At 71.8% G+C, this 22,320-nt stretch carries 16 protein-coding genes; 6 read left to right on the top strand and 10 right to left on the bottom strand.

Annotation, left to right across the window (positions count from 1 at the left end; translation table 11 throughout):
- Nucleotides 1-59: 59 nt before the first annotated feature.
- Nucleotides 60-2,246 (top strand): MMPL family transporter, encoded by a 2,187-nt coding sequence (locus tag ACFXG1_RS06525; RefSeq protein ID WP_384707031.1) that lies wholly within the window; start codon nucleotides 60-62, stop codon nucleotides 2,244-2,246.
- Between the two features lie 64 nt (nucleotides 2,247-2,310).
- Here the strand turns inward: ACFXG1_RS06525 and ACFXG1_RS06520 are convergent, their stop codons facing one another.
- From ACFXG1_RS06520 to ACFXG1_RS06495, 6 genes are all read right to left on the bottom strand, one after another.
- Nucleotides 2,311-3,876, bottom strand: a complete 1,566-nt coding sequence (locus tag ACFXG1_RS06520; protein WP_384707028.1) for a DUF6056 family protein — start codon at nucleotides 3,874-3,876, stop codon at nucleotides 2,311-2,313.
- Between the two features lie 15 nt (nucleotides 3,877-3,891).
- Nucleotides 3,892-5,364 (bottom strand): glycosyltransferase, encoded by a 1,473-nt coding sequence (locus tag ACFXG1_RS06515; protein ID WP_384707025.1) that lies wholly within the window; start codon nucleotides 5,362-5,364, stop codon nucleotides 3,892-3,894.
- A gap of 183 nt (nucleotides 5,365-5,547) precedes the next feature.
- The gene (locus tag ACFXG1_RS06510) at nucleotides 5,548-7,194 is read right to left on the bottom strand and encodes an APC family permease (protein ID WP_384707022.1); all 1,647 of its coding nucleotides are present in this window, start codon (nucleotides 7,192-7,194) and stop codon (nucleotides 5,548-5,550) included.
- Nucleotides 7,195-7,407: 213 nt separating this feature from the next.
- Nucleotides 7,408-8,145 carry a hypothetical protein gene (locus ACFXG1_RS06505; protein ID WP_384707019.1) on the bottom strand — a complete coding sequence of 246 codons (738 nt, stop codon included), beginning with the start codon at nucleotides 8,143-8,145 and terminating at the stop codon, nucleotides 7,408-7,410.
- A complete protein-coding gene (locus tag ACFXG1_RS06500; protein ID WP_384707015.1) occupies nucleotides 8,142-9,911 on the bottom strand; it encodes a phosphatidylglycerol lysyltransferase domain-containing protein in 1,770 nt (589 codons plus the stop codon). The genes ACFXG1_RS06505 and ACFXG1_RS06500 overlap by 4 nt, the downstream gene beginning before the upstream one ends.
- 100 nt (nucleotides 9,912-10,011) lie before the next feature.
- Nucleotides 10,012-11,019 (bottom strand): GlxA family transcriptional regulator, encoded by a 1,008-nt coding sequence (locus tag ACFXG1_RS06495; RefSeq protein WP_384707011.1) that lies wholly within the window; start codon nucleotides 11,017-11,019, stop codon nucleotides 10,012-10,014.
- Nucleotides 11,020-11,219: 200 nt separating this feature from the next.
- On the opposite strand from ACFXG1_RS06495, the gene ACFXG1_RS06490 reads away from it, so the two are divergent.
- Complete coding sequence (locus ACFXG1_RS06490) at nucleotides 11,220-12,161, top strand: amidohydrolase family protein (protein ID WP_384707008.1); 942 nt, start codon at nucleotides 11,220-11,222, stop codon at nucleotides 12,159-12,161.
- 54 nt (nucleotides 12,162-12,215) lie between these two features.
- Here ACFXG1_RS06490 and ACFXG1_RS06485 read toward each other — a convergent pair whose 3' ends face one another.
- Nucleotides 12,216-12,776 (bottom strand): RICIN domain-containing protein, encoded by a 561-nt coding sequence (locus ACFXG1_RS06485; protein WP_384707005.1) that lies wholly within the window; start codon nucleotides 12,774-12,776, stop codon nucleotides 12,216-12,218.
- A gap of 181 nt (nucleotides 12,777-12,957) precedes the next feature.
- Complete coding sequence (gene rutA, locus ACFXG1_RS06480; protein ID WP_384707002.1) at nucleotides 12,958-14,040, bottom strand: pyrimidine utilization protein A; 1,083 nt, start codon at nucleotides 14,038-14,040, stop codon at nucleotides 12,958-12,960.
- A gap of 406 nt (nucleotides 14,041-14,446) precedes the next feature.
- On the opposite strand from rutA, the gene ACFXG1_RS06475 reads away from it, so the two are divergent.
- Nucleotides 14,447-15,865, top strand: a complete 1,419-nt coding sequence (locus ACFXG1_RS06475; protein WP_384741412.1) for a hypothetical protein — start codon at nucleotides 14,447-14,449, stop codon at nucleotides 15,863-15,865.
- 109 nt (nucleotides 15,866-15,974) lie between these two features.
- On the opposite strand, the gene ACFXG1_RS06470 is transcribed toward ACFXG1_RS06475, so the two are convergent.
- On the bottom strand, nucleotides 15,975-17,393 hold the full coding sequence (locus ACFXG1_RS06470) for an MFS transporter (protein ID WP_384710746.1): 1,419 nt from the start codon (nucleotides 17,391-17,393) through the stop codon (nucleotides 15,975-15,977).
- Nucleotides 17,394-17,544: 151 nt separating this feature from the next.
- A complete protein-coding gene (gene lhgO / locus ACFXG1_RS06465; protein ID WP_384710743.1) occupies nucleotides 17,545-18,792 on the bottom strand; it encodes an L-2-hydroxyglutarate oxidase in 1,248 nt (415 codons plus the stop codon).
- Between the two features lie 138 nt (nucleotides 18,793-18,930).
- On the opposite strand from lhgO, the gene ACFXG1_RS06460 reads away from it, so the two are divergent.
- The 3 genes from ACFXG1_RS06460 (at nucleotide 18,931) to ACFXG1_RS06450 (ending at nucleotide 22,316) form a co-directional block, all read left to right on the top strand.
- On the top strand, nucleotides 18,931-19,590 hold the full coding sequence (locus tag ACFXG1_RS06460; RefSeq protein WP_384710740.1) for a GntR family transcriptional regulator: 660 nt from the start codon (nucleotides 18,931-18,933) through the stop codon (nucleotides 19,588-19,590).
- 188 nt (nucleotides 19,591-19,778) lie between these two features.
- Nucleotides 19,779-21,209, top strand: a complete 1,431-nt coding sequence (locus ACFXG1_RS06455) for an amino acid permease (RefSeq protein WP_384710737.1) — start codon at nucleotides 19,779-19,781, stop codon at nucleotides 21,207-21,209.
- Nucleotides 21,210-21,317: 108 nt separating this feature from the next.
- Nucleotides 21,318-22,316 (top strand): UbiA family prenyltransferase, encoded by a 999-nt coding sequence (locus ACFXG1_RS06450; RefSeq protein WP_384710734.1) that lies wholly within the window; start codon nucleotides 21,318-21,320, stop codon nucleotides 22,314-22,316.
- The last annotated feature ends 4 nt before the right edge of the window (nucleotides 22,317-22,320 follow it).

The raw sequence follows: 22,320 nt of genomic DNA, 5'->3' as shown, positions 1-22,320 counted from the left end.
GGATTGATGTGCTGGAGACGTTCCCCCACCCCCGTCTCCGGAAGAGGCCGCAGAAGACCATGATCCGTAGTGTCACTTCATTCGCCACGCGTCACCGCTGGCTGACGATCGGCGTCTGGGTGCTCCTCGGCCTCGTCCTGAGCGTCGTCGGCCAGTCCCTGATGTACAAGGCCACCGACTCGCAGGCCGGTGACTTCCTGCCCAAGGGGTACGACTCCGCCGCGGCGCTGCGCGTCGCCGAGGAGGAGTTCGGCGCCAAGCCGGACGGCAACGCGGCGACCGTGCTCGTCTCCCGTACCGACGACAAGAAGCTGACCGCCGCCGACCGGGAGCGGATCGCCGAGGTCGTCCGGGTCGTCGCCGACCGGCGGATCGAGGCGGCGAAGCCCGAGATGCCGCTGATGGAGGACCACTCGCAGAAGCCGCGGCTGGCGGTCGGGACCACCGCGCCCGACGGGACGTTCCAGCTGCTGAGCCTCTCCCTCACCGGCAATATGAACGACCCCGGGCTCCAGGACGTCTACAAGGACCTTCGCGACGACACCCGCGCCGAGTTCGCCGAGGCGGGGATGCGGGCCGGGTTCACCGGCGGGATCGCCTCGTCCGTCGACTCCCTCGAAGCCGGCGCGGACCGCGAGAAGATCATCCACACGGCGACGATCGGTCTGATCGTGCTGCTGAACGTGCTCGTCTTCCGCAGTCCGCTCGCCGCCCTGCTGCCGCTGATCGCGTGCGTCCTCGTCGGCGGGGTCGCGTCGGGCGCGGTCGCCGGGTTCGCGGAGCTGTTCGACATCCGGCTCGACGCGTCCGTACCGTCCCTGATCACCGTCGTCCTGCTCGGTATCGGGATCGACTACTTCCTGTTCCTGCTGTTCCGGTTCCGGGAGGAGCTGCGGGCCCGGCCCGGGGTGAGCGCCCGGGAGGCGGCCGCGGCGACGGCGGCGAAGGTGGGCAGCGCCATCACATCGGCCGGGCTGACGATCGTCGCCGCGTTCGCGACGCTCGGTATCGCCAGCTTCGGACAGTTCCGGGTGCTGGGCCCGGCGATCGCGGTCTCCGTGCTGGTGATGCTGCTGGCCAGCCTGACGCTGATGCCCGCGATCCTCGCCGTCACCGGCCGGGCCATGTTCTGGCCGTCGCGGGCGTGGAAGCGGGAGCGGCGCGGCGGGTTCGCCGCCCGGCTCGGGGACGCGGTCGCGAACCGGCCCGTACGGTACGTCTTCGGGAGCCTGGCGCTGCTGGGGCTGCTCTCGGCGGGCGCGCTGGGTGTGAAGATGAGCTACGACCTGCCGGAGCAGGACCGTACCGACGCGGTCGCGGTGGCCGAGGAGATCGCGCGGAGCATGCCCGCAGGGGCGGTCGACCCGCACACCGTGTACGTACGCGGCGACAAGCTCCTCGACGAGCGGGCGGTGGTCGCGCTCGGCGACGCGCTGAAGCGGACCGATGGCGTGGGGCAGGTGCTGCCCGCGCGGTTCGACGCGGACCGCGACGCGGCGAGCATCGGAGTCGTACTGAAGGTGGGTTCGGACACCCCGGAGGCGCGTGAGCTGGTGTCGGGGCCGGTACGGGCCGCGATCGCCGAGCACCGGCCGGACGGTACGGACGCGCACATCACCGGCACGGCCGCGGTGTACGCCGATATCTCGAAGGCCGTGGAGAAGGATCTGCGGCTGGTGTTCCCGATCGCGGCCGGGCTGATCGCGCTGATCCTGCTGGTGCTGCTGCGGTCCGTGGTCGCGCCGATCGTGCTGCTGGTCGCGGTCGGGCTCGGGTTCGCGGCCACGCTGGGCGCGGCGACCCTGCTCTTCCAGAACGTGCTGGACCGGCCGGGGGTGATGTTCACCCTGCCGCTGGTGCTGTTCCTGTTCGTGGTGGCGCTCGGCACGGACTACAACATCCTGATCGGTGACCGGATCCGGGAGGAGATGGCGAAGCCGGTGCCGGTGCGCCGGGCCGTCGCGGACGCCGTACGCCACACCGCGCCCGCGATCACCACGGCGGGCCTGGTCCTCGCGGGCTCCTTCGGCAGCCTGGCGGCCAGCCCGGCGACGCAGGAGGTCGGGTTCTCCACGGCGTTCGGGATCCTGCTCTCCGCGCTCGTCCTGGCGCTCGTCCTCGTCCCGGCGCTGGCGGTGCTGCTGGGGCGCGCGATGTGGTGGCCCACGGGTCGCCGTCCGGCGCGGGTCGCCCCGGAGTACGCCCCGGAGCCCCCGGTCCCCGCGGGGAGCGGCTACCGGGGGTGACGGTGGGCCCTCGGGGCCCGGCTCCCCGGGGCCCGGACCGTTCGAGGTCCGGGCCCCGGGGTGGTTACTGCCAGGGGTACTTGTGGGCCTGGGTCACCCGGTCCACTCGGTAGTAGTCCGCGACGCAGACACTCGGCCAGGGCCGCCGCCCGCCGCCGCCGAAGGGCTCCGTCATCTTGCTGATGTACATGGGGCGGTAGGGCAGTACGCGGGCGCCGTTCTGTGCCTCGGTGCGGAGCCACCGGTCCTGCCGGTCCCAGTTCCCGGCCCTTACCTGCATGGTGTCTTCGAGCCGGCCGAGGGGGAGGGCGAGGGCGAGGCACACCAGGCCGCAGACGGCCGTACCGGCCACCAGGGTCGGCGCGGTGCGCCGTGTACGCCGTCGCAGCCGGTGTCCGACGAGTACGCCGGCGCCGAGGAGCAGCACGATGTAGAGGAAGAGGAAGTCGTTCCACAGCCGGGTGGAGAGGACCACGCCGGGGCCGAAGACGGGATAGGCGGCGAGCACGCAGAGGTAGCCGGCGGTGAGGAACGTCAGGACGCCGGCGCCCAGCAGGGATAGGTGTCCCGTCAGGGGCGCGGTGCGTCCGCCCGCCCCTGTGCCGCCCGCCGTCGTGCCGCCCGCCCCTGTGCCGCCCGCCGTCGTGGCGCCTGCCCTCGTGGCGAGCGCGCCCAGCAGGATTCCGGCCGCGACGGCTCCCGCGTAGGGCCAGGTGGTGAGGAGGGTCCCGAGGATCCGGGTGAAGCCCTTCGCGGCGCCGATCAGGGAATCCGGGGCGAACATGGACGCCAGTCCCGTGTCGCGGCTCTCCCGCCGGTTGCGTGAGCCCGGGGACGTGACGAGGACCAGGGTGCCGATCACCGTTCCGGCGATTCCCAGGAGGCACCAGAGCCTTACGTGGCCCCATCGCGATCCGGTGACGATCCGGCGGCCGAGCAGCAGTACGGCGGCCAGGACGACCAGGACGACGACGGAGGTCTCCTCCGAGAGGGTGCCGATGAAGACGCCGGTCAGGAAGGCGGTGACCAGGGCGGCGGTCTTCGCCGCCCGGGACCGCGCCCGGAGCAGCGGGATCACCGCCGCGGCGGCCAGCACGGGTGCCAGGGTGTGCGAGACGGAGGCCGCGGGCCAGTAGAACGTCTTGTACGTATTGGGGGAGGCGAAGAGGAAGAGGACCGTCACCATGGAGGCCACCAGGAGCGGCACGCCCCGTGGCACGGTCACCCCGGCCGCGCGTACCGCCGCCGCGGTCACGGCCCAGCAGGCGGTCAGGATCACCAGGCCGCTGACCAGCCCGAACCACTGGTGCCCCGGTACACCGAACGTCGCGTAGGACCAGACGAGCAGGGCGTTGGCGACCCGGCCGTTGTCCTGGACGTAGAACTGTTCGAGCATTCCGGTGAGGCCGCCGTCGCGGACCACGGGCAGAAAGCACCAGTCGTCGCCGCCGGGGCGGACCCAGCGCCCGAACCACATGGCCGCGGCGAGCAGACCGAGGGGCACCGATGAACAGATCAGGGCCCAGTGGTCCGTCCACGGCCGGCCGGAGCGCGCGAGGCGTTGTCGCGGTGGCTTCCCGGCCCGGTCCGTCCGCCGATGACCGGCTGTTCCGGAACTGTCGACGACCATGCGTGGTGCTGCCTTTCAACGATTCGCCGTGGCCCCGGAGGTGATGGCCCACCGGGCGACCAGGAAGGACAACGGGGTGACGAGGACTCCCGCGGCCAGGGCGGCGATGTCCTCCTCCATGCCCACATGGTCGACGGCGAGGTAGAGGAGTCCGCCCGCGGCCACGAGACCGACGGCGCCCGACAGGGGGTAGCGGACGAACGCGCGCCAGGTCGGTCTGGTCCGCAGGGTGATGTACGAGTTGAGGAGGAACGACCCCGACAGGCTCACCGCGTACCCCAGCACATGCGCCGCCAGATAGGGGATCCACCGGTTCAGTGACGTATACACGGCCAGATAGACGGCTGTGTTGACGAAGCCGATCGCGATGAAGAGGAGGAATTGGCGGGCCAGCCGCCGGGTGCGTTCCGAAATCCGGGGAACCCGGAGGATCCCGAGAGCCGGTTCGAGAGCCGGTCCGGGAGCCGGTTCGGGAAGCGGCCCGGGTGCTGGTTCGGATGCCGGTCCCGGTGTCCGTCCCGGTGTATCCGGTGGGTGCTTCTCGGGGGATGCCGTCCCCCGGAGGTCGTCCGTCTCGCGGATCACATAATGCGGACGGCTCTTTGTCTCGTGGTAGATACGCCCCACGTATTCGCCGATGATGCCGAGCGTCACCAGCTGGATGCCGCCGAGCGCGATGACGGCGGTCAGCAGTGTCGCGTAGCCGGGGACCGAGGCTCCGTACAGGGCGACTTTTCCCAGGGTCCACAGTGCGTAGACGACGGCGGAGAGGACGACCCAGAGACCGGTGTAGATGGCGAGGCGCAGCGGACGGCTGTTGAAGGAGATGAGTCCGTCGATGCCGTAGTTCAGCAGTCGTCTGCTGCCCCATTTCGACGCCCCGGCGGCCCGCCGGCAATTCCGGTAGGTGAAGCTGACGGTGTCGAAACCGATCCAGGAGAAGATCCCCTTGGAGAAACGGTTGCTCTCGGGCAGCGCCAGCACGCTCTCCACCGCCCGGCGCGACAGCAGCCTGAAGTCGCCTGCCCCGTCGACCACTTCGACGTCCATGCAGTGGCGTACGAGCCGGTAGTAGGCGCGGCTGAGGGCGGACCGGACGACGCCCTCACCAGCCCGGTCGCGCTGGGCGACCACCTGGTCGAAGCCCTGCCGGTGCAGTTCGAACATCCGGGGGAGGAGCGCCGGCGGATGCTGGAGGTCGGCGTCCATCATGACGACGGCGCTCCCCCGGGCCATCCGCAGACCGGCGAGCAGGGCGGCTTCCTTGCCGAAATTACGGCTGAAGGCGGTATAGCGGATACGCGGGTCGACGTCGGAGAGACCTCTGAGCAGGGAGCGGGTGCCGTCGCTGCTGCCGTCGTCCACGTAGCACACCTCGAACGTCTGCTGGGTGACCTCGATGGCGGAGAGCAGCGCGGCGTGAAAGGCTTCGATGACCTCGGATTCGTTGTAGCAGGGCACCACGACGGAGATGTGCAGAGTAGTCACCGGACACGATTCCTCTGGAGTAACCGATCGGCCGTCGATCATCAGGAAATTCCTTGCGACTGGTGCGCCGGATTCCCTTATGCGCGTGTATGCCTATCCGATACATATCACTCCGCGGTGCGTATGGCCGGGTCATCGGCGCGCATGGGTGAGTGACGGTGCGCGATACCGGCCGGTCCCGGGTCAGGAGCCGGTCGGTACGTCGACGTCGACCGAGCCGATGTATTCCCTGGCCTCCTCGGCGGGGAGGCGGACGGACTGCGCCCAGAAATAGACGAGCAGACTGAATGCGGCGATGACGGCCATGTCCCACCACAGGGGCAGGGCTCCGGTGGCGCCGCACGGCACCGACGAGGCGGGCCCGCCGCTGCAGTAGCCGCCCTGCCAGGAGATCAGGCCCATTCCGCCCAGATAGACCGGCAGCCACTGCGCGGACCGCCAGTCGGGGCGCAGGGCGTGCGGGTTCAGCCGGAGCAGCGCCGACGCGCCCAGCAGCAGATAGCCGAGCACGATCGCCAGACCGAGCCGCCACAGGGTGTCCCAGCCCGCCCAGTAGATGATCAGGTTGGAGACGACGAAGGCGACGGGGGCCCAGAACAGTCCGGCCGGGAGCCGGTACGGGCGGTGCCGCTCCGGGTCCTGTCTGCGCAGGCAGCCGAGCGCGAGCGGCGCGCCCGCGTACATCAGCACACTGGCGGAGGTGACGAAGCCGACCAGCTTCTGCCAGGTGGGGAACGGCAGGAAGAGGATCAGCCCGACCACGAAGGCGAAGAGCAGCCCGAACCAGGGGACCCCGCGCCGGGTGGTCCGTTCGAAGACCGCGGGGACGTAGCCGTTGCGGGAGAGGCCGTACGACACCCTGGACGCGGCGGTCGTGTAGATCAGTCCCGTGCCGGTCGGGGAGACGACCGCGTCGATGTAGATCAACGCGGCGAGCCAGCCGAGTCCGGCGGAGAGGGCGAGCCCGGCGAACGGCCCCGCCTTGTCGGTGAAGGACAGATCGGCCCAGCCGTGGGCGAAGGAGCCGGGTGGCAGGGCCCCGATGAAGACGACCTGGAGCGCCAGATAGAGGAGGGAGCCGCCGACGATCGAGCCGATCACCGCCCGGGGGATGTCCCGTGCCGGGTTGCGGCTCTCCCCCGCCAGCTGATCCGCCTGTTCGAAGCCGAGGAGCGCGAAGATGATTCCGCCGGTGCTGATGGCGGAGAGCACGCCCTCGACGCCGAACGGGGCGAAGCCCTGGTGGCCGAAGTTGTCTCCGTGGAACGTGGTCGCCGCCAGTACGGCGACGGTGAGTACGGGGATGGCGATCTTCCACCAGGTGGCCAGGCTGTTGGTGTGGGCCAGCCAGCGGATACCGAAGAAGTTCACGAGGACGAAAAAGGCCATGAAGGCGACGGCCAGCCCGTATCCGGCGGCGGTCAGCCGGTTCTCGCCGGTCTGTACCCAGTCGGCGTGGACACTGAGGTAGTTCAGCGACGCCATGACCTCGATCGGGGCCGTGGCGGCGGCCTGGAGCCAGGAGAACCAGCCGAAGGAGGCCCCGGCCACGGTACCGAAGGCGTAGTGCGGGAAACGCGCGGTGCCGCCCGCGACCGGATACATGGCGCCAAGCTCCGCGTGGACGAACGCCAGCACGGTGATCGCCAGGGCCCCGATCACCCAGGAGACGAGGGCTGCGGTCCCCGCGACCTGCGCGGCGAAGAGCGCTCCGAACAGCCAGCCGGAGCCGATGATGGATCCTACGGAGGTCCAGGTCAGGCCGATCAGGCCGATGTCCCGCCGAAGACCCGGCTTCGGCGGCGCCCCGGGTGCGGACGGCGTCGGCATGCGTACACACCCTTGCTCCGGTGGGATCAGGACGTGCCGTCACTCCACGGCGTCCCGCTGACTCCCCTCTCCCTCCTCTCCCTTTCCCGGTCCCCGCCCGGGGCACCCCGGCACTGCGGGAACTTGCTCCGAACGGGGCCCGGGCGGACTCCGGGCGGGTCCGAACAGGGTCCGGGCGGGGACCCGGCCCGTGGCCCCCGGCCCGGACGGGATTCAGTTCCCCGCCGGAGTCACTCCGGACCGGTCCGCACCACCGCCCCCGTCCCCATCCCCGCCCCCATCCCCGTCACCACCGGCGGACGGGCGTCGGCGCCACAGGGCCGCGAGCGCGCAGAGCGCCGCCGCCGTCACGATCGCCACGAGATGCTCCTTGCCCGCCAGATTGGCCTTGACGATCACTTCGGCGACGACCGCCGCCACCAGCAGCACCGCGGTGAACCACGCCCTCCGGCTCACACAGACACACAGCGCGAGCCCCACGACCGACGCCGAGGGACCGGTGTCGACGATCTGCTGGTACGAGGCCGGCAGCCCGAGCGCGCCACCGGGGCCGATGGCGATGCCGAGCCGCGCGTACAGCGTCCCCGCGAGGGTGCAGACATAGGCGGCGAGCACGGTGCGCGGCCTGCCCAGCACGATCTCCGCGACCCCGAACACCAGCAGCACCTGGGCCACCGAACCCCATGCCGGCAGGCTGAGCGCGGGCACGAAGAGGGACGCCGGGGTGCGGACCAGGGCGAGCCACAGCGGGTCCTCGGCCCGGACGAACCCGATGTCCTGGACGAAGCCCCGGCCCCAGCTCCGACTGTGGAGGGTCTGGAAGAGCACGATCAGGCCCGTCGAGACGAGCGTCAGCGGGATCGCCCGCCACCCCCGGGCCACGAGGGCGGCCCGTACGGGCCCGTACAGCGATGCCCACTCCCGCCGGACGACCGCGACCGCCCGGTTCAACGGGGGGTGTCCGGATATCCGCGGTGGAGCCGCCCACGCAGTCGGGGCGCCTCCAGGAAGCCTTCGGCGCGGGCGCTCGCCACGCCGATCCGCAGCAGGTCGGTGCTCTGGTCGTACAACAGGAAACGCGGTTCCCAGATGGGCCGGTACTTGGCGTTGGCGCGGTACAGCGACTCGATCTGCCACCAGCGGGAGCAGAAGGTCAGCAGGGCCCGCCACAGCCGCAGGACCGGCCCGGCGCCGAGCCGGGAGCCGCGTTCGAAGACCGCGCGGAACATCGCGAAGTTCAGCGACAGCCGGCGGATACCGAGGTCTCCGGCGCGCCCGATCAGCTCCAGCACCATGAACTCGAAGAGGCCGTTGTCGGCGTCACGGTCCCGCCGCATCAGATCCAGGGAGAGCCCGTCCGTGCCCCAGGGGACGAAGCTCAGCAGCGCGCGCGGCCGGCCGGCGGCGTCATGGCAGACCAGCATCGCGCAACGGCCGTCCGCGGGATCGCCGACCCGGCCGAGCGCCATGGAGAAGCCGCGTTCGGTGGTCTCGCCGCGCCAGTCGTCGGCCAGGTCGGTCAGCCGGGCGATCTCGTCCGGCGACAGATCCTCGTGACGGGTGACGTCGACGGTGTACCCGGCGCGTTCGACCCGGTGGTGTGCCTGGCGGACACTCCGTATGGCGCGCCCCTCAAGGGTGAACTCGCCGATGTCGACGATCGCCTCGTCGCCCAGTTCCAGGGCGTTGAGCCCGTGCCGGGCGTAGACGGTGCCGCCCTCCTCACTCGCCCCGATCACGGAGGGGATCCAGCCGTGCTCGCGCGCCTGGGCCAGCCAGCGGTCGATCGCCCCCGGCCAGGCCTCCGGGTCCCCGATCGGATCGCCGGACGCCAGGGACACCCCGCCGACCACGCGATAGGTGACGGCGGACTTCTCCGTCGGCGACCAGACGACGCTCTTGTCGCGGCGCAGCGCGAAGTAGCCGAGGGAGTCCCGTTGGCCGTGCCGCTCCAGCAGGCCGCGCAGCCGCTCCTCGTCGTCCTCGGTGAGCGGGTCGACGGCCCGGCGGGACCGGAACGCCGCGTACAGGACCAGCAGGATCAGCGCCGTACTCATCAGATTGATGAGCACCCCGGCCCAGCCCGGGGTGGCGATGCCCTCGAAGTGGATGTCGTCGTAGGCCAGCGACAGCATGCGGAGCGTTCCGTAGTGCCAGCGCTCCAGGAAGTCGGAGCGTCCGGCGTCGGGGTCGGTGTTGGTCGCCGTGACCATGGCGGCGGCGAGCAGCGATCCCACCACGAGCCCGCCCACGCCGATGGCCGCCGCCAGCCTCGGGTTGGCCCGGTCGCCCTTGGCGTAGAACTCGCGCCGTCCGATGAGCAGGGCCGCGACGAAGAGCGCCGTCACCAGGGCGGCCACCCAGGTCCTGGGGTGCTGGCGGTACGCGGGCACGGCCAGGGCCACGGCGCTCAGTACCAGCGCCAGGCCGCTCAGCGCGAGATTGAGCAGCCACGCGGCCCTTTTGCGCCGCCGCATGGTGACCGCGAGAAAGAGGGCGAACGCGCCGGTGAAGAACCCGGGGGTCACCAGATAGGGCGTGAAGAGTTCATCGTCGCCGTGGCGTCTGATGTCGTTCCCGAGGGAGATCCATACGGCGCTGAGGAGGTCGAGGAACGCGACGATACGGAGGTACCAGACCGCGAACACGTACGAACGCCGTCGCCACCGGCTGAGATCCGCCCCGGTTCGACGCGGACCCGGACGGACGCGCTCCATATCGGGCGAGCCTAGAAGCCGGGGGGCCCGGGGACGCGCTGCGGCGGCATGGTGAACGGGTGGAGTGCCGCAAGGCCCCGGGTCGGCGCCCCGGCCGCTGCTACTCCGCGCTCTTGGCCAGCGTCGCCGTCAGGACGCGGGACGCCGCGCGGTAGGCGCGCGGGCCGGTGCCCGTGAGGCGCAGGAAGTGGTGGCGGAGGTTGGCGCCGGAGCCGAAGCCCGTGCGGTGGGCGATGCTCTCGATCGGGGTCGCGGTGCTCTCCAGCAGGAGCCGGGCCTCGTGGAGCCGGGCCCGTAGCAGGTACTGGAGCGGGGAGAGACCCGTCTGGGCCCGGAAACGGCGGTTGAGGGTGCTGGGGCTGACCCGGGCGTGGGCGGCGATATCGGCGAGGGTCAGCGGGTGGTGGAGCCGGCCGGTCAGCCACTCCAGGGTGGGCGCGAGCGTCGTCGCCGCCGCGTGCTCGCGGTCGGGGTCGGCCGCGTCCGCCGTCGTCCGGTCGGCCGTCTCGTCGGTCGTCTGGTCGTACAACGGCATCACGATCCGCCGGGCGACGGCCGCCGCGACCCGCTCCCCGTGGTCCCGTTCCACCAGGTCGACGGCGAGGTCGACACCGCCGAAGATCCCGGCCGCCGTGTGGAAGGGGCCGTCGACGGTCGCCGGGTCGCCGGATGCCACGACGGTCACCCGCGGGTGGCGGCGGATGAGTTCACGGGTGTGCGGCCAGGACGTGGTGGCGCGGCGGCCGTCGAGCAGACCGAGGGCGGCGAGCGTGAACGTCCCCGTACCGATCGCGGCCATCCGGCAGCCGCGTTCGGTACAGCCGCGCAGCGCTTCGGCGGCGGCGGACGGCGGCGGCTCGCGGTAGCCGTCGTGGCCGGCGAGGAAGACGGTGTCGGCGGGCCCGAGGCCGTCGAGCGCGTCGAGCCGCCACGGTGTGGACAGGGCGAGCGCCGGATCGCCGGTGGTGACGGAACCGTCGGCCGACGCGATCCGTACCTCGTACGCCGCGGTGCGGACGGTGCGCCCGGCCGTGGTGAAGACCATCGGCGCCACCCCCAGGTGATGGCCCGGGACACCGTCCGCGAAGAGGAACGCGATCACTGCCATGCCGTCGAACGTACCGAGCGGGGACGTAAGAAGGCCGTTCGGCCGTTCATATGACAGGCGTTCGTAAGGCCCGTGTACGTCCGGGGGCGACCGGCGCCACCGTCACCCCGGGCCATCGTTCACCCGTTCGGACTAATGGGGCGGGTGGCGGGGCCGGGCCGCTCCCACACTGGGAGGCCGGGGAGCGTGAGGAGTCCGCGATGAGGATCGACGTACACGCGCATGTCTGGACCGACGAGTATCTCGATCTGCTCGACGGCTACGGGAAGACCGACACCGCGACCCAGCGCGGCACCGGCGCCGGGCTCGCCGACCACGAGATCGAGGCGCGGTTCGCGCTGATGGACTCCGCCGGGGTCGGCGCGCAGGTGCTCTCCGCCCCGCCCCAGTCGCCGCACTTCGCCGATCCGGAGCGGGCGCTGTACGCGGCGCGGTACGTCAACGACCAGTACGCGGAGGCGGTACGGCGGTGGCCCGACCGCTTTCTCGCCTTCGCGTCCCTGCCCCTGCCCCATACCGATCTCGCGCTCGCCGAACTCGCCCGCGCGCTGGATGAACTGGGCATGGTGGGTGCCTGCGTCACCACATCCGTACTCGGACAGCCGCTCACCGACCCCGCCTTCGCGCCGGTACTCGCCGAACTCGACCGCCGGGGAACGGTCCTCTACATCCACCCGGCGGGCCTCGGCGCCGGTACCCCGCTCATCTCCGAACACCGGCTGACCTGGTCGATCGGGGCGCCGATCGAGGACACCACGGCGATCATGCAGCTGATCCTGGCGGGCGTCCCGAGCCGCTACCCCCGGCTGCGGATCCTCGCGTCCCACCTGGGCGGCGCGCTGCCGATGCTGCTCCAGCGCGCCGACAACCAGGTCGGCTGGGAGTCGCCCGACACCCCCGAGAAGCCGTCCGCCGCCGCGCGCAGGCTCTGGTACGACAGTGTCGGGCACGGTCACGTACCGGCGCTGCGGGCGGCCGTGGAGTCGTTCGGCGCGGACCGGATCGTGCTGGGGACGGACTTCCCGTACGAGGCCGGTGACGTCTTCCGTACGGCGGTGGCGTACATCGAGCACGCCGGGCTGCCGCCCGACCAGTCGGCGGCGATCCTGGAGGGGAACGCGCGGACGCTGCTGGAGCTGTGACCGGCCGACGGATCAGAGCCGACGGATCAGAGCCGATGGATCAGAGGCGACGGCTCAGACGGTGGCCGGCTCCCAGGCCGGCAGCCAGAGGTCGTTGTCCCAGCCCTGGCTCGAACAGGGCCACTGGACCAGGCGGTTGCCCTCGCCCACACCGCTGCCGACATTGAGACACTTGCCGCTGTGCCGGGCCACCAGCTGATAGCCGATGCCCTTGGCGACGAACCGCCACTGCTGGTGGTTGCCGGTGTCACAGGTCCACTGGTCGACCTCGGCGTCGTCCGCGGTGTCCCCGAACTTCACCTCCAGGCACTTGCCGCTGTTCACATTGGCGAAGCGGACATAGCCGCCGCCCATGTCCTCGGCCGTCCAGCGGGCGCTGCCGCTGAAGGAGGCGGCCGCCTGGACGATCCCGGCACCGTTGTCGACGGATGCCCCCTGCACCTCGGCGAGCTGGCCGGCGTTGTGGGCCAGCCGGAGGGAGAGCTGGCGAAGCTGCGGGGGTGCCGCCTGCTCGCTCATCGCGGCCCCGGCGGGCGACGCGGCCGGAACGGCCACCAGGGCGGCCACCGCCGCGGACATTCCGAAACCGGCCAGCCAGGTGTTACGAACGGACATATCTGACTCCTCAAGGGTGAAAGAGCGCGTACGGCGTCGAGTTCTCACCGGCGAGTGGGACCCTAGGCCGACCCTTACGCCATCGGGATCCCCCGGCCGAGGGACCCGGTGCACGCACTGTTGACGCCCCCTGAAGGGCTCGTGTTCGGGTGATGGTCGCGCGCTACCTGTTGCTCGCCCGCTACCGGTTGCCCGTCACCGGGGCGCGGGACTTCATCAGGGGCTGGATGCGGGTGCCGAAGTTCTCGATGCCCTCGATGAACTCGTCGAATACCAGGATGATCCCCTTGACCCCGTCGACCTCGTCGAGTTGGTCGAGCAGTCCCGCCACGGTCTCGTAGGAGCCGACGAGCGTGCCCATATTGAAGTTCACGGCCCCTTCGGGCAGCACCACCGTCTTCGCGGTCGAGGTCGCGTCGGCGTCCTTGTCCCGCGCCGTCTGGTCCGTCAGATAGCCGAGGGCGGAGAGGTCGGCGTGGTCGTGGTAGTCCTGCCACTTGGCCCGCGCGGCGGCGTCGGTCTCGTCCGCGATGACCATGAAGAGGGCGTACGCGCCGACGTCGCGGCCGGCCGTCCGCGCCTCGTCGGCGAGCACGGTGGTGGATTCGGCGAGCGCGAGCGGGGTGTTGACCCCGCTGCCCAGGACGAAGTTCCCGTCGGCGTACTCGGCGGCGAATCTCATTCCCGTACGGCTCTGTCCCGCGGCGAGGACGTCGATATGCCCGTTCGCGGGGCGGGGCGACAGGACGCAGCCGTCCATGCGGTAGAAGTCGCCCTCGAAGTCGCTGACGCCGTCTTTCCACAACTGCCGTAGCACGGTGACGTATTCGGCGGACCGCCCGTAGCGGTTCGCGAAGTGCTCGTCCCCGGGCCACAAGCCCATCTGGGCGTATTCGGCGGGCGCCCAGCCGCTGACGATATTGACCCCCGCCCGGCCGGGGGCGATCGCGTCGACGGTCACCGCCATCCGGGCGGCGATCGCCGGGGGCAGCGCGAGGACGGGCACGGAGGCGTACAGCTTGATCCGTTCCGTGACGGCGGCCAGCGCCGCCGTCAGGGTGAACGATTCGAGGCAGTGGTCCCAGAACTCCGTCTCGCCGCCGAAGCCCTTGAGTTTGATCATCGACAGCGCGAAGTCCAGGCCGTGCTCCTCGGCCCGCCGGACGACGGTCCTGTTCAGTTCGAAGGTCGGCATGTACTGCGGAGAGCTCTTCGAGATGAGCCAGCCGTTGTTGCCGATGGGGAGGAACACTCCGATGTCCATACCGCTCCTCGGTCATCGGGGCGTGCGGCCCGCAGACCGTGCCCCGCCCGTACCGCCGTCCCTGTGGGGAGGATTCTGCCCGGGGGCGGGCGGAGGGGGGAACCGCCGTGCGGCTCAACGGGCGCGGGCGCGGCCCGGGTCGGGGTCCCTTTCGAGGTCCCTTTCGGGGTCACTTTCGGGGTGGGGCTTCGGGGTGGATCGTTTCCGGTCACCAGGTCTTATTTCTTGCCGTACGGATCCGATCACGCGGCGTCATGTCTCGTACGCGCTCTTTGTCCTGCGGTGATATCCGGGCGGTGATAGCTTCCCGGCGATCGCACGGGGATGGCGATATGTCGACCTTCAACAGGCCGTGGCCGTCGGCGGCCACGGCTTCCCCGTGCGCAGCGACGAGCCGGAGGCTTCCTTGAGACAGCAGGTTCAGCCGCAGGACAGCACCGCCACCGCCCCTTCCCGCGCGCTGCCGGCCCGGCGCCGGTGGACCGCCCGCGCCGGTCTCGTCGGGGCCGTCCTCGCCCCCACCCTCCTCGTCGGAGGACCGGCTTCCGCCGGGGTCACCGGACCCTGGTCGACGCCGGTCAGCCTCTCGGCGACCGCGACCGACGTCGTCAGCGTCGTGGACGTCCGGACCACCGGGACCGGTGACGTCGTCGCGGTCACCTACCGCGAGACCCCCGGGACGAACCGGATGGACCTCCAGGTCGCGATCCGGCCCGCGGGCAGCGCCGCCTGGGGCGCGCCGACGGTCGTCGACAACCTGCCGACCGGTCTGGAGAGTGTCGAGCTGGTGCCGGGTCCCGACGGGTCCCTCACTCTCACCTGGGTCAACCGGGCCGCGCTGAACACGATCCGTACGGCCACGCTCGCCCCCGGCGGGACGGCGTTCTCGGCGCCCGTCGACATCGCGTCCGGGGTGAACCACATCGACGCGTCGACGGCCGTGGGCGCGGGCGGCAGGGCCCTCACGGCCTGGTCCCGCTACGAGGACCGCGCCACCTATATCTACGTCGTCGAGCGCGCGAGCACCGGCGCCGCCTGGTCGGCGCCGACCAGGCTCGACAACACGCCCGCTGAGCTTCTGGAAGGCGGCCCGGAGGCGCTGCTCGCGCCCGACGGCACCGCCACGGTCGTCTGGGGGGAGAACCGGGCCGACGGCGCGTCGGCGATCGCGGTGGACCGTACCGCCGGGGCCGCTGCCTGGACCGCGCCGCGTGCCCTGTCCGCCCCGACGGTGGACGCCTGGGGTCCGGAGGCGACCCTCGCGCCCGACGGCTCGGCCGTCGTCTCCTGGAAGAGCAACCCCACGGGCACCTGGACGAACGACTCCCTGGACATCGCGATCCGTCCCGCGGGCAGCACCCAGTGGGGCGCGGCGGAGCAGGCGGTGGGTGTCGAGTACGCGGGCCTCAGCAAGCCGCTCGTCGGCCCGAACGGCGAGATCACCCTGGTCTGGCACGGCTACCGGGACAACGCCTTCGGCCTCCACACCGTGACCCGTTCCCCCGTCACCGGTGCCTGGTCGGCGCCGTACACCCTGTCCACCGGCTATCCCCGCGAGGAGTACGACGCGGAGATCGGCCCCGACGGCACCGCGCATGTGCTGTGGACGCAGCAGGCGCCGAACGGCTCCCCGCAGACCGTCCACTACGCCGGGCGGGCCCAGGGCGCGTGGACCACACCGTTCACCCTGACCCCGCAGCCCGCCGGGGTGGCTCAGGGCCATGTCGTCGGCGGGCCCGAGGGCCGGACGACCGCCGTCTGGCAGGAGACGGCGGGCAGCGGTGTCGGCCGGCTGTGGAGCGCGGGCACGGGCCTCACGCCCTGACCGAGTACGTATCGAGCCGTACGTATCGAGCCGTACGCAGCGGGCCCGCGTCCCCCTCGGGGGGCGCGGGCCCGTGCCGTTCAGCGGCTGCCTCTCCTCGGCCGGAGTGTCACCGGGCCCCGCCCACGGGGGCGTCCTCCCGGTCCGGCGCCTGGTCCGTTCCCGGTTCCTGTTCCGGTTCCTGTTCCTGTTGTACGGAGGGTGCGGCGGCGGCCGGGTGGGCGGCCCGGTCGAAGAAGGCGCCGACGACGACCACGACGCCCGCGGCGACGAGGATGAGGGAGACGCCCCAGGTGGCGTTGGTCGCGCTGGCGCCGACGATGGCCAGGGCCGCCAGCGGGGCGAGACCGCCCGAGAGGGCGGCGCCGATCTCCCGTCCCGTACCGACTCCGCTGACCCGGACGTCCGCCGGGAACTGGCGGGAGAGGAACGAGCCCTGCGGGGCGAACATGGCCGGGGCCAGGACACCCGTCGCGATGATCAGGCACAGCCAGATCACCAGGGAGTTCCCCGTGTCGAGCAGAAGGAAGAAGGGGAAGGCGAAGAGCGCCGACGCGATACCGCCCGCGGCGAGCACCTTCCGGCTGCCGAAGCGGTCGCTGGCCCAGCCGAAGCACGGCACGGCGACGATGGCGGTGGCACTGGCCAGGGTGACACCGAACGCGCCGACGCTCGCCGAGACGTCCTGGAAGTCCGAGAGATAGGCCAGGGAGAAGGTCTTGAAAATGTAGCTGAGGGCGTTGTATCCGAGCGAGACGGCCAGGACCACGAGGAGGGGGCGCCGATGCTCGCGCAACAGGGTGACCAGCGGCAACTGCGGGGCGGCCGTCTGCTCCTGCTTCTCCTTCGTCTTCTGGAAGTCGGACGACTCGGGGACGCGGCGCCGCACCCACAGGCCGACGCCCGCGAGGGCGAAACTCGCGATGAACGGGACCCGCCAGGCCCAGTTCAGAAGGGTCTCCTCGTCGAGAGTGGTCAGCAGCGTGACGGTCAGCGACGACAGCAACAACCCCAGGTTCAACCCCAGGGCGGGCCAGGCGCCCTGACGGCCGCGCCGGTTCTCGTCGGCGTGCTCGTAGGCGACCACCGCGGCGCTGGCGTACTCGGCGCCGGAGCCGAGGCCCTGGAAGATCCGGAGGATGACCAGGGCGATCGGCGCGGCGACGCCCATGCTGTCGTACGTGGGCAGCAGTCCGATCAGTCCGGTGGAGACGCCCATCAGGACGAAGGTGATGATCAGTACGTTCCGCCGGCCGATGCGGTCGGCGAGATGGCCGAACAGGATGCCGCCCAGCGGGCGGGCCAGGAATCCGGCCGCGAAGGTCGCGAAGGCGGCCATGGTGCCGGCCGCGTCGTCGGTCTGCGGGAAGAAGATCTTGCCGAAGACCAGTGCGGCCATGGAGGCGTAGAGGTAGAAGTCGTACCACTCCAGCGCGGAGCCCACGATGGTGGCGGTGGCGACGCGGCGGCGGGCGACGGCGGGGGGCGGTCCGGGGTCCTGCGCGGCTGTGTGCGGGGCATGCGCCATGTGCTGTCCTCGATCACCGTTGAAAGAGATGGGGAAGTGGGGGTGGCGGGTGCGGGGGGTGGGCCGGACTGGGTGTGCCGGGTGGGGCCGGGTGTGCCGGGTGGGGCCGGGCCGGGCCGTTTCTCGTGGATCGGGCCGCGGCTCTCGCGGATCAGGCCGCGGCGGACTCTTCGCGTACGGCCCGCGCGGTGTCGCCGTGGCCGAGCTGTTCGAAGACGTCGGCCGCGATCCGGCTGCCGATGTGGAGGCTCGACGTGGCCGCGGGTGACGGCGCGTTGAGTACGTGGACGGCGCGCGGGGTGCGGCTGATGACGAAGTCGTCGACGAGCCGGCCGTCCGGGGTGACCGCCTGCGCGCGGACGCCGCTGCCGTGCCGCCGCATGTCCCGGCTCTCGATCTCCGGGAGGAGCCTGCGGACGTCGCGGACGAACAGCGGCCAGATCAGCGACCGGCTGATCTCGGTGACCCCGTGCCGCCAGAAGCGCCGGGCGAGACCGCGCAGGGCCGGGTCGACCAGCAGTTCGCCCACCATGCGGGGGTCGACGTCGCGCCAGCGGTAGCCCTGGCGGGCCAGGGCGGGCACGGCGTTGGGTCCGACGTGGACCGTGCCGTCGAGCATGGGGGTGATGTGCACGCCGAGGAAGGGGAGTTCGGGGTCGGGCACGGGGTAGACGGGGTTGTTGACCAGTCCGCGGCGGCCGGGCCTGATCTCGGCGTACTCGCCGCGGAAGGGCATGATCCGTACCGTCGGGCGGTCGCCGGCCGCCGCCGCGATCTTGTCGCTGTGCAGGCCCGCGCAGTTCACGAGGGTCCGGGCCCGGATCTCCTCGCCGGGCGTACGGATCACGGTCCGGTCCGGGGTGGTGGCGAAGGAGAGGGCCGGTGATCCGGTGCGCAGCTCGGCGCCGAGTCCGGTCAGCTCGGCCGCCAGCGCGCGGCACACCGCGCCGAAGTCGGTCATCGCGGTGTCGGCGACCGACAGCGCGGCCACCCCGGCGATATGGGGTTCCCGCTCGGCGAACTCGGCGCGGTTCAGCCGCCGCACCGTGACCCCGTTCGCCAGGCCGCGCTCCGCGAGCGTGTCCAGACCGGGGAGCTGGGCCTCGGACGTGGCGACCACGAGCTTTCCGGTGCGCTTGACGGGCACCTCGTGCTGCTCGCAGTACCTGATCATCTCCTCGCCGCCGGCCCGGGCCAGCCGGGCCTTGAGGGAGCCGGGCGCGTAGTAGAGGCCACTGTGGATGACGTTGCTGTTGTGCCCGGACTGGTGGGCGCCCCAGTGCGTCTCCTTCTCCAGGACCGTGACGGACAGGCCGGGCCTGGCTCGTAGCAGGGCCCGGGCCGTGGCCAGCCCGAGCAGCCCTCCTCCGATGACGGCGACGTCGACGGCACGTGACATCCGGCAGCCCCTTCCGGTGGCTTCTGGTGGCTTCTGGTGGCGGGAAAGCGATGCCCGCAGCGACTGTATACATTCGCTGCGGGAGGAAAGTGAATGTATACAGCCGCTGCGTTGGTGCACAAGGGATAGAGTGTCGAGGTGACCCGAGCAGGCCGGACCCCCAGCACGAGCAACAGCGCCGGCCTCATCGCCGAACGGCTGCGTACCTCCATCCGCGACGGCGGACTGCTCCCCGGCACCCGTCTGGTGCAGGAGAAGCTCGCGACCGAGTTGAAGGTCAGCCGGATCCCCCTGCGCGAGGCCCTGCACACGCTGGCCGCCGAGGGCCTGATCGAGGTGCAGCCGCAGCGCGGCATGATCGTCGCCGAGCTGAGCCGCGGCGAGATCGCCGAACTCTTCGAACTGCGCCTCCAGATGGAGCCCCATCTGGCCGACGAGATCGTGCGCGGCTGCCGCGACCGGGACATCGACGCACTCCAGGACCTCGCCGACGAGATGCGACGTTTGGGCGCCGACGCCGCGGGCCGGGCCGTGCTCAACTACGAGTTCCACCGGCGCGTCTACGCGCTCTCCGAGCGGCGGCTCACGCTGCGATTCGTCGACCAGCTGCTGCACCTCGTGGAGCCGTACAGCAGGCGCTGGGCACGCTCCGGCCACGACCTCGAACGCATCGACGACGAGCACCAGGGGATGGTCGACGCGCTCCGCGACCGGGACGCCGCCGCGCTGCGCCGTGTGATCACCGCGCATGTCGAAGGCGCTCGCGATCATGTCCTGGCGGCTCAGCGGGAGCGGTGACGCCGGGCCGTCGCGGCCCGGCCGCCGGGCTCCGTGCGGAACGATGCGGAACCATCCGGTCCGGTTGTGACTGATGGAACGGTACGGTAGGGGACGGATCGGTCATCGGCCCCTCCCCTCCCGGGAGTGCGCGACCCCCTCGACCGCGCCGCCGCCGACCCCGTAGCGCCACCCCTGAGGACTCCGCCGTGACCACCGCTCCCCGCCGCCCCACGGCCCCGGCGGCTCCGGCGGCCACCGAGCCCGACGGCGGCGGCAACGAGCTGCGGCGCGGGCTCGGACGGCGCCAGATGGCCCTGCTCGGCCTCGGCTCCGCCCTCGGTACCGGACTCTTCCTCGGCGCCGGCGCCGCGATCTCCGTAGCCGGTCCCGCCGTACTGATCAGTTACGCCGCCGGAGCCCTGATCGCCCTCGTCGTCGCCTACGCGCTCGGCGAGATGGTCAGCGCCTACCCGGTACGGGGCTCCTTCGGCGCCATCGCCGGACGCTTCCTCGGCCCCTTCGCCGGATTCTCGGTCCGCTGGATCTACTGGGTCGCCCTGATCGTCGGCATCGGCTCCGAAGTCGTCGCCGCCGCGATCTATCTCCGCTTCTGGTGGCCCGACGTGCCCCTGTGGGCGGCCGTCCTCGTCTTCGCGGGCGCCGTGACCGCCGTCAACACGGCCGGGGTACGGAACTTCGGCACCACCGAGTCCGTCCTCAGCGCCGTCAAGGCGTTCGCCGTCGTCGCGTTCATCGTCATCGGCACCGTACTGATCGTCTTCGGCCTGCCGGAGCGGCCCGCGACCGGTATCGGCAACTGGACCGGGCACGGCGGCTTCGTCCCCGAGGGCCCGCTCGCGATCTGGCTGGTCATGGCGATCGTGCTGTTCAGCTTCGCGGGCATCGAACTCGTCGCCGTCTCCGCGCCCGAGGCGAAGGAGCCGGGCCCGGCGCTCCGTACGGCCCTGCGCACCCTCGTCCTGCGGCTCACCCTCTTCTACCTGGGCGCGATCGCCGTCATGCTCGCCGTCCTGCCGTGGACCGAGATCACCCCCGGACACGGCACCGAGGCCAGCCCCTTCGTGACCATGTTCGACGCCGCCGGGATCCCGGCCGCCGCGTCCGTCACCAACTTCGTCGTCCTGGTCACCGCCCTCTCCGCCGCGAACGCCAATCTGTACGCGGCCGGGCGCATGCTGCACTCCCTCGGCGACGACCGGCTCGCGCCGCGCGCCCTCGCCACCACCACCGCGCACGGCGTACCGCGCCGCGCCGTCCTCGTCACCGCCGCCGGCTTCCTCGTCGTCGCCGGGGTGACGGCGATCTTCGGGGACCGGGTCTTCGGGGTGCTGCTCGCCCTCGGCACCTTCGGGATCGTCGCCGTGTGGATCGTGATCCTGCTGACGCTGCTCGCCTTCCGGCGCGAGCCGGACCGCCCGCCGTCCACCCTCCGCCTGCGCGGCGGCCGCCTCACCCCGCTGCTGGGCGTCGCCGCACTGCTGTCGGTGTACGCGACCGGGTTCGCGGTCCCCGAGATGCGGCTGGCGTGCCTGGTCGGCGTACCGGCGCTGCTGGTGCTCGCGGGGGCGTACACCCTGCTGACCCGGCGACGGGGCCGCGTCCAGGACCCCGTCTAGGGCAGCCGGGTGACCCGGGGGCCGCGTCTAGGGCAGCCGGGTGACCCGGGGGCTCCGTGCCCCCGCGCCTCTTCGACACCCCGGGACAGTCGGCCCACCGTACGTGTCATGACCACCCCCCTGAGACTCATGGGGCGCATGCTCTACGCCCACCTCCAGACCTGGCGCCCCTACACCCTCTGCTATCCGGGTCTCGTCTCCCTCGCCGGAGCGCTGCTCCCGGGCGCCGACCGGCCGGGGTCGGGGGTCGGCGTCGGCGTCGTGGCCTTTGTGGCACCCACGGCCGCGTGGATCGGGGCGCACTACCTGTGCGACTGGTTCGACCGCGACCTCGACGCCACCGGCCGCCCCCAGCGCCCCATCCCGTCCGGGCGGCTCTCGCCCAGGATCGCCCTGGCGACGGGCCTCGCCGCGATCGCCGTCTCGCTGGGCGCGCTCGCGGCCGTCGACGGCGGCTCGGCCCTGCTGATGGTGTGGATCCTGGGCGGCGTCGTCACCTACGCGCTCGCGCTGAAGGGCCGGGGCCTGTACGGAAACGTCCTGCGCGGCGGCTGGATGGCGGCCGTCCTCCTGGCCGGCGTCCTGCTGACCCACGACCGCCCGCCGCTGGTCGTCCTCCCCCTGGCCCTGTCCTTCGCCGCCCACGACGCGGCCCACAACCTCCTGGGCACCCTCCGCGACATCGACGGCGACCGGGCGGGTGGCGTCGGTACGTACGCGGTACGGCACGGGCCACGGGCGGCGGTACGGATGTCGGCCTGGCTGTACGGCGCCGCGATGGCCTCGGCGGTGGTGGCGGCCGTGATGCTCCCGATCGCCGCGTTCCCCGGCTACCCGGTCCTGCTGGCGGCGGCGGTCGTCTGCGGCTCGATCGCCTACGCCCCGGCCCTCCGCGCCGGCTCGGCGGTGCCCCCGGAAACCGCCCTCGCGACGGTCCGCCCGATGGAACCGGGCCGCTTGCTGCTGGCGGGCGCGGTCCTGTCGGTGGGGGTGGGGTTCGGGCCGGCGGCGGTCGTGGTGGGGGCGGCGGCGGGGTTCAGCCTGGTGGTGCAGGGGGTGATGCGGGGGGAGTACGACTTGCCGCCGGGGGCGGTTTCGCGGGGGTGATCTT

This window comes from Streptomyces sp. NPDC059248, from assembly GCF_042753905.1.
In the GTDB taxonomy this organism is placed as follows: Bacteria; Actinomycetota; Actinomycetes; order Streptomycetales; family Streptomycetaceae; genus Streptomyces.
This window is presented reverse-complemented; position numbering and strand designations above follow the sequence as displayed.